The organism is Novispirillum itersonii subsp. itersonii ATCC 12639, from assembly GCF_000381985.1.
Taxonomy (GTDB): domain Bacteria; phylum Pseudomonadota; class Alphaproteobacteria; order Rhodospirillales; family Rhodospirillaceae; genus Novispirillum; species Novispirillum itersonii.
Genome location: NZ_KB907339.1, coordinates 68,896 through 83,806, shown reverse-complemented (window position 1 = coordinate 83,806; position 14,911 = coordinate 68,896). Strand labels below are relative to the sequence as shown.

The 14,911-nt window shown below is 61.3% G+C and carries 12 protein-coding genes, 3 tRNA genes and 1 other RNA gene; 6 read left to right on the top strand and 10 right to left on the bottom strand.

From position 1 onward, the window contains the following. Nucleotides 1–148: 148 nt before the first annotated feature. Together G365_RS20555 and G365_RS0106115 are read left to right on the top strand one after the other, a co-directional pair. On the top strand, nt 149–604 hold the full coding sequence (locus G365_RS20555) for a DUF3775 domain-containing protein (protein WP_019644622.1): 456 nt from the start codon (nt 149–151) through the stop codon (nt 602–604). 76 nt (nt 605–680) lie between these two features. Further along, a complete protein-coding gene (locus G365_RS0106115) occupies nt 681–1,160 on the top strand; it encodes a CoA-binding protein (protein ID WP_019644621.1) in 480 nt (159 codons plus the stop codon). 101 nt (nt 1,161–1,261) lie between these two features. On the opposite strand, the gene G365_RS0106110 is transcribed toward G365_RS0106115, so the two are convergent. The 8 genes from G365_RS0106110 to G365_RS0106075 all read right to left on the bottom strand — a co-directional run bounded on the left by G365_RS0106110 (nt 1,262) and on the right by G365_RS0106075 (nt 6,265). Continuing rightward, a complete protein-coding gene (locus tag G365_RS0106110; RefSeq protein ID WP_019644620.1) occupies nt 1,262–2,683 on the bottom strand; it encodes a hypothetical protein in 1,422 nt (473 codons plus the stop codon). A gap of 488 nt (nt 2,684–3,171) precedes the next feature. Continuing rightward, complete coding sequence (locus tag G365_RS0106105; RefSeq protein ID WP_019644619.1) at nt 3,172–3,699, bottom strand: SspB family protein; 528 nt, start codon at nt 3,697–3,699, stop codon at nt 3,172–3,174. A 237-nt stretch (nt 3,700–3,936) separates the two neighbouring features. Then, nucleotides 3,937–4,293: a transfer-messenger RNA gene (gene ssrA / locus G365_RS23440) on the bottom strand. Between the two features lie 49 nt (nt 4,294–4,342). Continuing rightward, a complete protein-coding gene (locus tag G365_RS0106100) occupies nt 4,343–4,741 on the bottom strand; it encodes a VOC family protein (protein WP_019644618.1) in 399 nt (132 codons plus the stop codon). 263 nt (nt 4,742–5,004) lie between these two features. Next, nucleotides 5,005–5,080 (bottom strand) — tRNA-Glu (locus G365_RS0106090). A gap of 55 nt (nt 5,081–5,135) precedes the next feature. After that, nucleotides 5,136–5,211 (bottom strand) — tRNA-Glu (locus tag G365_RS0106085). A gap of 67 nt (nt 5,212–5,278) precedes the next feature. After that, nucleotides 5,279–5,764 (bottom strand): Mov34/MPN/PAD-1 family protein, encoded by a 486-nt coding sequence (locus G365_RS20550; RefSeq protein WP_019644616.1) that lies wholly within the window; start codon nt 5,762–5,764, stop codon nt 5,279–5,281. A gap of 21 nt (nt 5,765–5,785) precedes the next feature. After that, nucleotides 5,786–6,265, bottom strand: coding sequence for a hypothetical protein (locus G365_RS0106075; RefSeq protein WP_026345141.1), 480 nt, complete (start codon nt 6,263–6,265; stop codon nt 5,786–5,788). Between G365_RS0106075 and G365_RS0106070 the strand changes: the two genes are divergently transcribed. Beyond that, nucleotides 6,209–7,483, top strand: coding sequence for an RluA family pseudouridine synthase (locus G365_RS0106070; protein WP_019644614.1), 1,275 nt, complete (start codon nt 6,209–6,211; stop codon nt 7,481–7,483). The two genes, G365_RS0106075 and G365_RS0106070, sit on opposite strands and share 57 nt — an antisense overlap. A 129-nt stretch (nt 7,484–7,612) precedes the next feature. On the opposite strand, the gene lon is transcribed toward G365_RS0106070, so the two are convergent. Both lon and G365_RS0106060 read right to left on the bottom strand, forming a co-directional pair. After that, nucleotides 7,613–10,021, bottom strand: coding sequence for an endopeptidase La (lon, locus tag G365_RS0106065; RefSeq protein WP_019644613.1), 2,409 nt, complete (start codon nt 10,019–10,021; stop codon nt 7,613–7,615). A 337-nt stretch (nt 10,022–10,358) separates the two neighbouring features. Continuing rightward, entirely contained in the window at nt 10,359–11,711 is a 1,353-nt protein-coding gene (locus G365_RS0106060; RefSeq protein ID WP_019644612.1) for a globin-coupled sensor protein, read from the bottom strand. A 553-nt stretch (nt 11,712–12,264) separates the two neighbouring features. Between G365_RS0106060 and G365_RS0106055 the strand changes: the two genes are divergently transcribed. The 3 genes from G365_RS0106055 (at nt 12,265) to clpP (ending at nt 14,873) form a co-directional block, all read left to right on the top strand. Beyond that, a tRNA-Leu gene (locus G365_RS0106055) sits at nt 12,265–12,349 on the top strand. Nucleotides 12,350–12,483: 134 nt separating this feature from the next. After that, complete coding sequence (gene tig / locus G365_RS0106050; RefSeq protein ID WP_019644611.1) at nt 12,484–13,902, top strand: trigger factor; 1,419 nt, start codon at nt 12,484–12,486, stop codon at nt 13,900–13,902. Nucleotides 13,903–14,222: 320 nt separating this feature from the next. Then, nucleotides 14,223–14,873: an ATP-dependent Clp endopeptidase proteolytic subunit ClpP gene (gene clpP / locus G365_RS0106045; protein WP_043741762.1), complete on the top strand. Its 651-nt coding sequence runs from the start codon at nt 14,223–14,225 to the stop codon at nt 14,871–14,873. The last annotated feature ends 38 nt before the right edge of the window (nt 14,874–14,911 follow it).

The window sequence follows — 14,911 nt, the reverse complement described above, 5'->3', positions numbered from 1 at the left end:
TGTCCTTCACCGGCGAAAACTGGCATACTGCAACCGGGAAGCCCGGTGGTCTGTCACGCCCGGCCCTCCCCCCCCTCCGCCATACAGGTCGCACAGAAGTGTCAGTCCGGCGCCGAAGCGCCCGCCGTGCAACACCGGAGCCGCCGCCATGCGTGACATATCCCCCTCTCTGAAGACCCGGGACCGTCCACCGGTCCCCCTGAACATTCCGGCCCCGACACTGGCCTATATCATCGCCCGGGCCCGGGAGTTTGACGCCGCACTGGATCCGGCGCAGGAGCAATCGGACGACGCCCTGCGGCTGCCCGACCTTGACGGTGACTTTCTGCCACAGCAGGACCACGAAACCCCGTACGATGATCTGCACAGCGCTCTTTCACTGCTGAACGAAGAGCAGATGATCACTCTGGTCGCCATTCTCTGGGTCGGGCGGGGAGACTATGGGCGGGCAGACTGGAAGGAAGCCCGCCGTATCGCCGCCGACATTCTGGAAGAGCGCGACGGAACCGACTATCTGTGCGGCACCCCGCTGATCGCCGACTATCTGGCGGAGGGACTGGATACACTGGGGCACCGGACCGAAGACCCCGGCGAGAGGCTGTAACCCCGGGGCAGGCTGGTCAAACCACCGCCGGGTCCGGTAGAGTGGCAGACCATGCCGCCTTACCGGAGCCGTTGCCATGACCTTTCCCCGGTTTACCCATGACCGCTGTGCCGCCGATGCGCCGATCCCTTATCCGGACGGTTACACACTGGCAGTTCTGGCCGGGGTGCGCACCATTGCCCTGATCGGCATTTCCGCCAAGGAAGACCGCCCCAGTTATCATGTGATGCATTTTCTGCAGGATCATGGCTTCCGGGTGATTCCGGTCAATCCGGGGCTGGCCGGGCAGACCGTGCTGGGAGAAACTGTTTACGCCACGCTGGCTGATATCCCCGACCCCGTTGAGATGATCGATATCTTCCGCAATGCCGAGGCCGCCGCCGCTGTGGCAGACGAGGCGATCGCCCTGAACGCCAGCCGCTCCGGCGATAGCCAGATCCGGGTGGTCTGGATGCAGCTGGGCATCCGGCATGACGCCGCCGCCCTGCGTGCCGAGGCCGCCGGGCTGACCGTCATCATGGACCGTTGCCCGAAAATAGAGCTGGAACGGGTGTAAGGGCATAAAGAAAACGGGGCAGTCGGACTGCCCCGTCTGGAGTTATCTGCTGCAACAGAATGATATGTCTGCCGGAAACAGGGCTGCCAAAAACAGAGTTGTCAGCCCTTATCGGTCTTCTTCAGGCCGATGGTTTCTGCCGCCAGCCCGAAGGGGGCCCGGGGCTCTGCATCCTCAATCCCCACAGCGGTGCCGGAAATCACGGTAAAGCCCTCGGCGACCGCCAGCTTAACCTCGCCAGCGGAATGCAGATCCCAGACATACCGGGTTTCCGGGGCCTTGCCCTTCATTGCCTTAACCGCAGCACCAAACTCCTTCAGTGCCAGACGCCGCTGGGATGCGGTTGCCCCATGGCGGCTGAGCTCGTTCATATCAATCCCGATGCCATCGGCCCGGCCCAGATGCGGCGTGATTCCTTCCAGACCGCCATGCAGCACCCGCACATGCACCTGCCCGAACAGGGACCGCAGCTCGTTGATGGTATCTGGCAGCAGGGTCAGCGGATGGGCATCGAGAATACCGACAATCTCCGGCACGACGCCAAGCCGCAGGGCTTTCGGCACATTGGTTTCCAGCGCCCGCAAAATCCGGTCACGGTTGCGGCCGAGCAGGGAACGGTTATGCAGCGGCAGCGACAGCTTCGGTAAGGTCGGCAGATCCTGCAGCCGGGTAATCTGCTGAGCGACCGCTTCAATGATCCGCAGATCAACCCCCAGCGAGAACGGATCTTCGTACCCACCGTTCAGGACCCACTTCCCCCGGTAAATCCCATAATCGGTATGACGCCGGGCCAAAGCCTGATAGCCGGTCACGGTCTCCTTCCCCGGTGCCCAGACCGGAGAAAAACTGAACGACAGCTGCTTGTGCAGGCGGGCCGCCACTTCCCCCACCGACAGCTCGACCTTCGGCGCGCTGACGGCAACCGCCAGCGAGGTGTCGGCCAGCGGTGCCGGTTCCGGGGCGATGCCCTTTGACAGCAGATCGCCAAACGTCACCCGCTCCAGCTGAATGCCAAAGGATTTCCCCTGCGGGGTCGAAGGCCCCAGCAGATTCTGACGCAGCTCCCCCAGAATACGGCTGGCCCGCTGCGGGGCCTGATCGGCATGCTCGCCGCCCATATGGACCACAAACGCATTGTCAGCATGACGCAGGAAGGTATCGGCAGGCCCCAGCCGCTTGCGCAGCACGATTTCAACGACTTTCATCGCCTTCGCCGACAGGCGCGGCCATTCCGGGCCAAAGGCCAGCTTCAGTTCCTGTAAGGAATAAAGATGCAAAGGCACCGTGCTGACCCCTTCCTCCGCATAGCGCAGACAGGTCTTCAGCATATTATCCAGACCAAAGCGCGGACCGAGGGCCGAAACATCCGGCTCAATCAGATCAGCAGCGTAAATACGGTCCGCCATACGGTGCAGTACATCGGCGGTCTTGGACAGCAGTTCTTCCCGCAGGCGTTCCACCCCGGTCTTCCCCCCGGTCGGTGTCGCCAAAGCCTGGTCAAGAATCAGCTCTGCGCTTGACATTGTCAGCGCCCCTCCCCTGTTTCCGCAGACCGGCCGGAGTTCCCCCTCCCGCAAGGTCTGCTCACCCATGCCATTCAGCCCAGATCCCCGCAGACTGCCCGCTGCACGGTCTGGCCCTGTGTCCCCCTCTGGCCTTCCCTGAGATCGAAACGGCGTATAAACACCGCCCCCGCCACAAGACCGGTGGCGGGTTCCCGGTTTATCCGGGTCGAATTTTGTATGAGTACAGTTTTTATTGCGTCAGGGCCGCTTTTCGCAGTCTTAGACCAGTCAAGACAGCCATTTGCATATCATAAGACCTTAAGACTATATCAAAGCGATATAGCCCTTAGCACCGAGACAAAAGGGTTATACCTCAGTTTTTCGATCATACCAAAACAAATGAAAAAGCGGAGATCGTTCGCCCATGACGATCTCCGCATATGAAAATATCGAAAGATTACAATATAATCGGTAATCTGCTGAAAGTAATGATCCCTTCGCCGATATTACTTTCTGCGGAAGGCGTCCAGCGTGACCACCTTGCTGTCTGACGTATCGGCAGTCTCTTTGCCTTTTCCGGCATCATCGCCATTATCAGCATCAAACAGCGACGCCGAATCGGAAAAAGCCTCATCATCCTCGAAGTCTTCATCGTCGTAGAGGTCGGCATCAGCCGCCAGACCACCCTGAAACTGAAGACCAAACTGGGCATGCGGATCAGCGAAGCCGGTAACAGCCTCAAACGGGACAACCAGACGCTCTGCCTTATTCTGGAACGACAGCTCAACCGCAAACCAGTCTTCGTGGACTTCCAGATTCCAGAACTGATGTTGCAGAACGATGGTCATTTCTTCCGGGTACTGCGCCTTCAGACGCGGCGGAATCGCCACACCGGCATGCGTGGTGCGGAACGTGATGTAAAAATGATGCTGCCCCGGCAGACCGCTGGTCAGCACCAGACGCAACGCATCCCGCAGAACGCCGCGCAGCGCCCGTTCCACCAACATTTCATACTGAATACCCGGTGTATCCACCTGTAATCACTCCGCCAGAAAGGCGCGGCATACCGCCACGCTGAAACCCCGGGCCGGATCCACCGTTGCCACAGGTACAGTCAGCACAGGCACACAGCGGCGGCCGAGGGAGGAAACACATCAGCCAAAGCCCGCTTTCTCCACCAGACTGGACCGGATCAGGCGATACGCCCCGGAACGGAGTTCCGCCGGTTTCTCTGGGTCAGGTCAGTCATCTTAAAGCGGCATCAGCACTTAAGTGGGGGGCTTCTGTTGCCCGGCGCCCCCCGGACCGCGCTTACCGGCAATTAAGCGGCAGCGGCAAGTTCAACGTTGTCGTTGGCACTTGTTGAGATTGGCCCGATAACGGTGGCTACCATGCCGAGTACAGCCGAAACCTTTACTACGCACGTCGATCCTGTTTCGTCCCCATTCCGTCGGCTTTTAAGGGCCTATCCCTGTCAGGCACCTGCAACGCAGGACCAGAAGGGAAGATGGTGGAGACGCCGGGTACCGCCCCCGGGTCCGTAACGTCTATTCCGTGACGGGTTTAGCACCATAGCCGGGCAAGCCCGGCACCCCCAATATAGAGGCTGCGCCGCAGTGCGCAAGAGTTTGTGCAAAAGGATCTGAAATTCCCTCAGCCTTACCCCCGCCAAGGCAATCAGGGGGAGGACGGAACCGGGCTGCACAGCTCCACCAGCAGGCCGTCGGGGCAACGCAGATGCGATACCGTCTGCCCCCAGGGCTGACGCACCGGCGCCTGAAGGGAAACCGCACCGGCAGCCACCGCTTTCTCATGCGCGGCGGGGACATCGTCTGTCACCAGCGCCACCTCCATCCCCAGCGGGCGGTCGGACTGATCAGCCGCCACATACCCTTGCGGCAGCAGGGCGTTGGCGACGGAATGTGCGGCAAAGGCCAGCACCGTATCGCCAGTTGCCAGCTCGCCATAATCAGAACTGTCGTGCAGATAGCGGGTTTCCACCCCGAAAGCCCGGCCAAAAAAGGCCAGAGAGGCCGGAACATCGGCAACATAAATGATGGTGTAACCAAAACGCATGCGCTATCCCCCTTCGCTTCCGCACGGCCGTCAGGGCCGGTCGGGATAACAGAGGCAGGCAGAGCGCGCGTTCTGCCTGCCATGGCCGGCAACGCTGAGGAAGGCACTGTCAAAGCACTCAGCGCAGCAGGGGCCAGTTGCGCGCCACACCGACTTGATCTGGATGTGGCGGACAAAGAGCGTATCGCAGGTGCAGAAAAGAAAAAAGGCCGCCTTGCGGCAGCCCGGAAATTTCTTGCTGAAAACAGCGCGTGACGCTCAGGTGGCGTCCCCACGGGGATTCGAACCCCGGTTATCGCCGTGAAAGGGCGGTGTCCTAGGCCTCTAGACGATGGGGACAGACCGCAGATGGTGCATAACCCTGCCGGGGTGGGATTGCTCCCGTTCTCTTCAGTGGCGTCCCCACGGGGATTCGAACCCCGGTTATCGCCGTGAAAGGGCGGTGTCCTAGGCCTCTAGACGATGGGGACGCGGCCTGAAGAGGAGCGGTTTTTAGACTTTCAGCAGGTCACCGTCAAGGCCTTTTTTGACATTTTTTCATTTTTCCGGGTCATCCCGCAGAATCCGCCGGGCAGACAGCAGCAAAACCGGCCTGAAACCGGCTTTCCCTTGTCTCTCAACAGGATGCCAGGCGGTGATTGCCCCGGGCGTCCCGGTCTGCGGATCAACGGCGACAATCACCCAGACCGCCGCCGGATCGGCAATGGCGGCAACATCGGCGGCACTGGGGCGGGCCAGCCCGTTGGGGTGCGAATGGTAATGGCCGATAACCGCCCCGCCCTCCTGCCGCGCACGGCGGTGCGCCCCCAGAAGGTCTGAGACGGCAATCTCAAACCGGTCCGGGGTTGGCGAGCGGTTTATCATCGGCATGGCCTGCACACGGCCATCAAAGCACGACAGCAGCAGGCCGCAGCATTCCGCCGGGAAGGCAGCCTGCGCCTGCTCACGCAGGGCCTGCTGTTCTTCCGCCCTCAGGACCAGACTCTGATCCCGGGGAACCCGGTATCGCCGACGGAACGGCATTCCTCCGGCACCACCGCGCCGTTAGCGTGCCGGATGCGGCGTCTGCCCCTGAGAATGCCCCTGCTGTGCCGGGGCCTTCAGGCTGACCCGCCCGAGAACACGCCCGGCGGTGAGGTCAACGATATGCAGGCTGGGGCCGGTGCCTTCCAGCACCGTCACCGTCAGGATGGTGCCGGATGTCTGTACATCGACAATTTCAGCCCCATCCGCCGCATCAAGGGTGATTGACCCGAACACCGGCAGCGTCACGGCCGGGCCGTGAGGCACCGTTGCCCCGGCCACCGGCACCCCGGCAGCCGGGACCACTGCCGACGATGCGGCATCAGCAGACTTGCCAAGCTTATCAGCCTTGGAATACATCCCATAGCCAAGAGCCCCGATGCCCACCACAAGCAGCACAGCCATCCCAAGGGCAATGCCCTTGACCGTCCTCAGGCGTCGGGCATGCTGCTGGTCAAAGGCGTCCTGTTCGGTATCATCGTTATCGCGGTACGTCGTCATCTCAGGGGTCCGATCCTCAACGGAAACCGGGGTGCTGACGGTCAGGCCCTGCTGCCGCGCAACCCCGTACTCAGAGTCCTGTCCGTGCCCCGATCCAAGCCCCCTTCCCGCGCCCTGCCCCCCACCTCTGTCGGTCTGCCCGACGAGGAATGGGATGACGACCTGATCTCCGCCGCCGACGAAAGCGGCGATGATGACCTGACCGGCGATGCAGCCGGGGCGCCCCCTGCCGGAGACTATCCGGGTGAAGGGCCGCTGACCCTGCCGCCGGTTACCGCCGAACAGGCGGGAACACGGCTGGATAAGTGGCTGGCCGAAGCTGCCCCGGCCCTGTCACGGTCACGCCTGAAAGCGCTGATCCTTGACGGACGGGTCAGTCTGGACGGCGCCACCATAGTTGACCCCTCGATCCGGGTCAAACCCGCACAGCACGGGGTTATCGACCTGCCTGCCGCCACCCCGGCCCTGCCGGTGCCGCAGGACATCCCCCTGACCGTGGTCTATGAGGACGATGACCTGATCGTCATCGACAAACCGGCCGGGATGGTGGTGCACCCTGCCCCCGGCAGCCCCGATGGCACACTGGTCAACGCCCTGCTGTACCATTGCGGCGACCGCCTGTCCGGTATCGGCGGGGTCCGCCGTCCCGGCATCGTGCACCGCATCGACAAGGATACGTCGGGGCTGCTGGTGGTCGCCAAAAGCGACCGGGCCCATCACGGCCTGTCCGCCCAGTTTGCCGATAAGTCCGCCGAACGGGCCTATTGGGCGCTGGTGTGGGGCTGCCCGCTGCCCCGCGCCGGGGAGGTGGAAGGCAATATCGGCCGCAGCCCGCAGAACCGTCAGAAAATGGCCCTGCTGCGCAACGGCGGCAAACCGGCCCTGACCCGCTTCCGGACCCTGCAATCGCTGTGCGGCGACGCGGTAGCCCTGATTGAATGCCGTCTGGCCACCGGGCGGACCCACCAGATCCGTGTTCATCTGACCCACATCGGCCACGGGCTGATCGGTGACCCGATGTACGGCGCCGGGCGGCGGGTGCGCGGCCTGCCCACCGAAGCCCGCGCCGCAGCCGAGGCTTTTCCCCGGCAGGCCCTGCATGCCTGGCTGCTGGGCTTCACCCACCCGGTCAGCGGTGAGCAGATGCGCTTTGAAAGCCCGATGCCCGACGACATGGCAGCCCTGCTGGCCGCTCTGGGCGGAGACCCGACCGAATAAGCGGCCGGCCCCGGCCCCGGTCATCAGACCGGCATCCGCTTTACGCACACGGCTCCGGGCAAGCATAAAAAAACCCCGCCTTTCCAGATCGGAGAGGCGGGGTTTTTTGTTTTACTCAGAGGACGCTGATCAGTGGGTGATCACGGCGTCATCCGCCTCCTTGGCCTTCTGACGGGCCAGCTCGGCAGCGGCTTCTTCCTCCTCGTTCCACTCGATCGGCACCGGCTGCTCGACCAGAGCATGCTTCAGCACTTCATCGGCAGTGGAAACCGGGATGATCTTCAGCCCTTTCTTCACATTATCCGGGATGTCCGGCAGGTCTTTTTCATTTTCCTGCGGGATCAGCACGGTCTTGATACCGCCCCGCAGGGCAGCCAGCAGCTTTTCCTTCAGGCCGCCGATCGCCAGCACCCGACCGCGCAGGGTGATTTCGCCGGTCATGGCGACATCAGCGCGGATTTTGATGCCGGTCAGGGTCGACACGATGGCAGTGCACATCGCAATCCCCGCCGACGGACCATCCTTCGGGGTTGCCCCTTCCGGCACGTGAACGTGAATGTCCTTCCGGTCGAAAATCGTCGGCTTCAGGCCGAAGGTGGTCGCCCGCGACCGCACGTAAGACCGTGCCGCCTCGATCGATTCCTTCATCACGTCACCCAGCTGACCGGTGACGGTGAACTTGCCCTTACCCGGGACGGTGACCGCTTCAATGGACAGCAGGTCGCCCCCCACTTCGGTCCACGCCAGACCGGTGACGGTGCCGACCAGATCTTCCATCTCGGCCTCACCATAACGGTACTTGCGCACCCCGGCGTACTTTTCCAGATTCTTCGGCGTCACCGTCACCTTTTTCAGATTCCGCATGGTGATCTCTTTGATCGCCTTGCGGGTCAGGGTGGCGATTTCACGCTCCAGATTACGCACCCCGGCTTCCCGGGTGTAATAGCGCACCAGATCCCGCAGGGCGGCATCGCTGATGCTCCATTCGGTCTTCTTCAGACCGTGGGCGTCCATCTGCTTCGGAATCAGGTGACGGCGGCAGATCTCGACCTTCTCATCTTCGGTGTAGCCCGACAGCCGGATCACCTCCATGCGGTCCAGCAACGGCTGGGGCATGCGCAGGGTGTTGGCGGTACAGACGAACATCACGTCAGACAGATCGTAATCCACTTCCATGTAATGATCCTGGAAGGTGGCGTTCTGTTCCGGGTCCAGCACTTCCAGCAGGGCCGAGGAGGGATCTCCCCGCCAGTCCTGCCCCAGCTTGTCCACTTCATCAAGAAGGAACAGCGGGTTAGAGGTCTTGGCCTTCTTCATGCCCTGAATGACCTTGCCCGGCATGGAGCCGATATAGGTCCGGCGGTGACCACGGATCTCGGACTCATCCCGCACGCCGCCCAGCGACACACGGACGAAGGCGCGGTTGGTGGCCTTGGCAATCGACTGCCCGAGAGAGGTCTTACCGACGCCCGGCGGGCCGACGAGGCACAGAATCGGCCCCTTCAGCTTGTGGGTCCGCTGCTGGACCGCAAGATACTCAAGGATCCGTTCCTTGACCTTATCAAGGCCGAAGTGATCGGTATCCAGCACCTTCTGGGCGCCCTTCAGGTCGTTTTTCAGACGCGAAGGCTTCTTCCAGGGAATGGTCAGCATCCAGTCGAGGTAGTTGCGCACCACGGTGGCTTCCGCCGACATCGGGCTCATCGACTTCAGCTTACGCAGTTCACCCAGCGCTTTTTCGCGGGCTTCCTTCGACAGCTTGGTCTTCTTGATGCGCTCTTCGAGTTCGGCGGTTTCGTCCCGGCCTTCCTCGCCCTCGCCCAGTTCCTTCTGAATGGCCTTCATCTGCTCATTCAGATAGTACTCGCGCTGGGTCTTTTCCATCTGCCGCTTGACGCGGTTGCGGATGCGCTTTTCGACCTGCAGAACCCCGATCTCATTTTCCATGAAACCGAAGATATGCTCCAGCCGCTCGGCAACGGTCGGCAGCTCCAGCAGTTCCTGCTTTTCAGCGATCTTCAGCGACAGGTGAGAGGCCACCGTGTCGGCCAGCTTGGCAGGCTCTTCGATCTGGTTGATCGACACCAGCACTTCCGGCGGAATCTTTTTGTTCAGTTTGACATACTGTTCAAACTGCGAAATCACCGAGCGGGCCAGCGCTTCCTGTTCCCGGCGGTCGGCTTCCCCTTCCTCGAGAACAGCGGCCTCGGCCTCGAAGAAGTCTTCGCGGTCGGTATAGCGCAGGATTTTGGCCCGCTGGCCGCCTTCCACCAGCACCTTGACGGTGCCGTCAGGCAGTTTCAGCAGCTGCAGCACGGTCGATACCGTGCCAACGTCGTAGATGTCCTGCGGCGCCGGATCATCCTGCGAGGCATTACGCTGTGCCACCAGCAGGATCTGCTTGTCGTCATTCATGACGTCTTCAAGCGCCCGCACACTTTTCTCGCGGCCGACAAACAGCGGCACGATCATGTGGGGGAAGACAACGATATCCCGCAACGGCAGGACCGGGTAGGTCTGAGAAGAACCCGTCACCACTCTGAACCTCTTCTTTCAGGCGGCTGCAACCCTCTTGGAGGCATCGCGCCACGCCAAATACAGCACCGCAAGCGTGAAAAAGGCGGCATCCGCACGCCAAAAAACGATTTCGGCACCCTTACTCTACGCTGTGATATAGGCAGATACAAAGGAAACGCCAGATCCAAAGCATATTTCCTGTGGATGGAATGGCGGAAGCGGTCATTTTTCAGACCTTTGGTGCAGAAAACACAACCGTCTTCAATCCGTCATTCCGGCGGGCGGATACAAAAACGCCGCCCCGGATCCCCCCGGAGCGGCGCCTGAACAACGGCCTGACCGGCAAAACGCCGGAAAATCACACCACCCGGATGCTGCGCAGGAAGTCATCGACCCGGGACTTCAGCTGCTCCGACTGCTGCGACAGCTGGCGGGAGGCTGACATCACTTCCCGCGCCGCCATCCCGGTTTCAGAAGACGCTTCGGTCACCTGACAGATATTGCCGGTAACCTCCGCCGTTCCGGCAGAAGCCTGCTGGACATTCAGCGCAATCTCGCGGGTTGCGGCCCCCTGCTGCTCCACCGCCTCGGTGATTGCCGCAGCAATCCCATTGATCCGGGAGATGGTGCCGCCGATTCCCTGAATTGCCGAAACGGCATCTTTGGTTGCCGTCTGCACCGATGAAATCTGCGAGGAAATGTCACCCGTCGCCTTTGCCGTCTGGTTGGCCAGACTTTTCACTTCGTTGGCGACCACCGCGAATCCTTTTCCGGCCTCACCGGCGCGGGCAGCCTCGATCGTGGCGTTCAGGGCCAGCAGATTGGTCTGGCTGGCAATGTCAGAAATCAGCCGCACCACCTGCCCAATCCGGTCCACCGCATCGGCAAGGCTGTTGATCAGGGCGTTGGCCCGGTCGGCCTCCTGCACCGCATCGGCAGAAATCCGGTTAGAATCCGTCACCTTGCGGGAAATTTCGCTGATCGACCCATGCAACTGCTCTGCGGCGGCGGCAACCGTCTGCACATTTCCCGCCGCATTTTCAGCGGCGTTGGCGACCAGACTGGCCTGCGCGCTGGTCGCCTCGGCGGTTTCAGCCATGCTTTGAGAGGTCGCCTGCAGCTCGGTGGCCGCCGCTGCCACGATTTCCACCATGCCGTGGACTTCGCGCTCAAAGACGCTGGCATGACCGTTCAGGGTATCCGCCGCCGTTTCCCGGGCCGTCTGGATATAGACGGAGATCGCCAGATCCATATCCAGAAAGACCGCCTTGTTGATCGCGGCCAGAATTTCCCCCGCCCGCTCCGGCTTTTTGCGATAGGCCTGCTGCACCATCGCCACAATGCGGTTGAGCGTGAAGCAGTACCCGCCGATGTACCAGCGCGGCTCCAGACCGATCCGCTCGTGGGTACGCCCGATGATCACCACCTGACGCATATAGGCATCGCCGAAATCGCCGGTGAAGACGTTGTCAAGCCAGTGATGGCGCTGCATAGACCGGGCGTGGGCAATCCGGGACGGATCGGCAAACAGACTCTTCAGCCCGTCATTTTGCAGAATATATCCATAGAAAGTATCCAGAACGCTGTCTATGTGCTGTTCCAGCAGCGGACGGACTTCAAGAAGCGCCGCGCGGGTGCCCTCATCCATCTGCAGATAGGCCAGCCGGCCATTCCGGTCCAAGTCGGTCCCCAGTCCCGCGTCACGCAGCATCCGACACTCTCCTTCCCCTTCATCGGGCCTTATTATACGGCCCATGCTCCGGCCCCTGTCTTGGCCCTGCCCCCTGCCCGGGCGCAGTCCCGACCCCCCCTTCTTTTTTTAAGGGTTTCAGGAAGGCGCAGGTGTACACCGAAATTTTAATAAAAAAAATGGTGTTATTTAGTCTTACTCCGAATGTGCATACACTTATTTATGCCAACCTGACAGGAACCAACTGGCTCTCTTTACCCTCCCCCTTCTTTTTCAGAGAGTTCCACCCCTTCCCTGCGGTTTTCCGCAGGGTCCCGGGTCATGCCGGAAATAAAGCGGACCCCTCCGGGATTCATTTTTGTTGCCCCGGAGAGGCGTATTGTCTATGTGATGTGGGTTCTGGCGGCCGGAGTCCCGGCGGCCGGGTTCTGCGTTGCCGTTCTGCCTCCCCGGAAATCCTTTTCCCGGGAATGTCAGGGCCGGTGGCCGGAGACCCGGACGGGACACAGGGCCGAGGCTCAAAAAGTTTTCAGGGTACGGGGTCCTGCCATACAGCGGGGATCCCGCACCGCCTGCGGGCGTGGCGAAATTGGTAGACGCGTCGGATTTAGGTTCCGGTGGCTTTGTCCGTGGGGGTTCAAGTCCCTTCGCCCGCACCAAAACATTTACCTGCCTTGCGGGATAACCCCGAAGGGCACTTGTTCAGACACGCCGGAACCGGCCGCACTGATTGTATGACGGGCGGAACGGACCGGCAGGAAACGCAACGAAGCACTTTTATTCGGGATTTTCCATGCAGGTCACTCAAACCACCGCCGACGGTCTGAAGTACGGTTTCAAGATTGTCGTTCCGGCCGACGCCATCGCCGCCAAGGTTGATGCGCGCATTCAGGAACTCTCCGCCAAGGTCAGCCTGCCGGGCTTCCGTCCGGGCAAGGTGCCGCTGGCCATGGTCCGCAAGCGCTATGCTGGCTCTGTGATGGGCGAAGTGCTGGAAGACGCGGTGCAGGACGGCGTCCGCTCCACCCTCGAAGAGCGCAAGCTGACCCCGGCCATGCAGCCGAAGATCGAAGTGGTCTCCTTCGACGAAGGCAAGGATCTGGAATTCACCGTCGAATTCGAAGCCCTGCCGGAAATCGGTGATGTCGACTACGCCGGTATCGAGCTGACCAAGCCGGTCGTCAAGGTTGCCGACACCGAGATCGACGAAGCCCTGACCCGCATCGCCGAAAGCCGCAAGACCCCGGTTGCCACCGACTCCAAGCGTAAGGCCAAGAAGGGCGACGTGCTGGAGATCGATTTCGTCGGCTCCGTCGACGGCGTCGAATTCCCGGGTGGCAAGGGCGAAGGCTACGATCTGGAACTGGGCTCCGGCTCTTTCATTCCGGGCTTCGAAGACCAGCTGATCGGCGCCAAGGCTGACGATCAGGTCACCGTCAACGTCTCCTTCCCGGAAGACTATCACGCCAAGGATCTGGCCGGTAAGGCCGCCCAGTTCGCCGTGACCGTCAAAGCCCTGAAGGAAATGCAGATCCCGGAAATCAACGAAGAGTTCGCCAAGTCGGTCGGCCTCGAAGACGTTGATGCCCTGAAGGCTGCCGTGCGCGAGCAGATCGAAGGCGACTACACCCGTATCGCCCGTGGCCGCATGAAGCGCGACCTGCTGGACAAGCTGGCCGAGATCGTCTCCTTCCCGGTTCCGGAATCCATGGTTGACGCCGAGTTCGGCGGCATCTGGACCCAGATCGAACAGGCGATCAAGGCCGACCGCCTGGACGAAGAAGACAAGGGCAAGTCGGAAGACGAGCTGAAGACCGAATACCGCGCCATCGCCGAGCGTCGCGTGCGTCTGGGTCTGCTGCTGGCCGATGCCGGCCGCAAGAACAACATTCAGGTGACTCAGGAAGACCTGAACCGTGCCGTGATGCAGGAAGCCATGCGCTACCCGGGTCAGGAACGCGCTGTGTTCGAGTTCTTCCAGAAGAACCGCGATGCCGTTGAGCAGCTGCGCGCCCCGATCTATGAAGACAAGGTCGTCGACTTCATCCTCGAGCTGGCCAAGACCACCGAGCAGGAAGTCAGCGCTGAAGAGCTGGTGAAGGCCGACGCCGAAGGCGAAGACGACAAGCCGAAGAAAAAGGCTGCCGCCAAGAAGAAGGCCCCGGCCAAGAAGAAAGACGCCGAAACCGCTGAAGCCACCGAAGAAGCGTAAGCTTTTCGCGGTTTCCGGTTCCGTCCGGTGATCAGACAGGGCCTCCGTCGCTGACGGGGGCCCTGATCTTTTTGGCCCTCTTCTTTTTTCGGTCCAGCTGCCTTAGATATGACAGGGATGGCGGCAAAACCGGTCTTCCCGTCCGCTGAAAACGCTGCGGATGCCGAATGCCGCTTGATCCCTGATAGATTTGGTTTTTTACTGCGGGTTGGTTTTTTTCAGGGGACGGTCTGTCAGGCATGCGCCTGCGGACAGATGACCCGATGTTATATCCCTGCCCGCCGGTTTCCGGCGGGGCCCTGTTTTGGAAAGGCGGAAGAATGCGCGAGCGGGATCCTTATGATGTCTATATGAACACCCTGGTGCCGATGGTCATCGAGCAGACCAGCCGGGGCGAGCGCAGCTTCGACATCTACTCTCGGCTGCTGAAGGAACGCATCATCTTCCTGACCGGCCCGGTCAACGATGTGGTGTCCAGCCTTGTCTGCGCCCAGCTGCTGTTCCTTGAGTCGGAAAATCCGTCCAAGGATATCGCTTTCTACATCAACTCGCCGGGTGGGGTGGTGACCTCCGGTCTGGCGATGTACGACACCATGCAGTACATCCGTTGCAGCGTCGCCACCCTGTGCATCGGGCAGGCCGCCTCCATGGGCTCCTTCCTGCTGATGGCCGGGGAAGCGGGCAAGCGCTTCTCGCTGCCCAATTCGCGGATCATGATCCATCAGCCGTCCGGCGGCTTCCAGGGGCAGGCCACGGATATCGAAATCCACGCCCGCGAAATCCTCAGCCTGCGGTCGCGCCTGAACAGCATCTATGCCAAGCACTGCAACAAGCCGATCGAAGAAGTTGAAGCGGCGATGGAACGTGACAAGTTCATGACCGCCGACGAAGCCAAGGCCTTCGGCCTGATCGACGAAGTGGTGCAGGAACGCCCGAAGGCCGTCGATACCGGCGAAAAGTCCGCCGAGTAATCCACAGCCTGATGGCAGCAGACAACAGGGGGGAGACC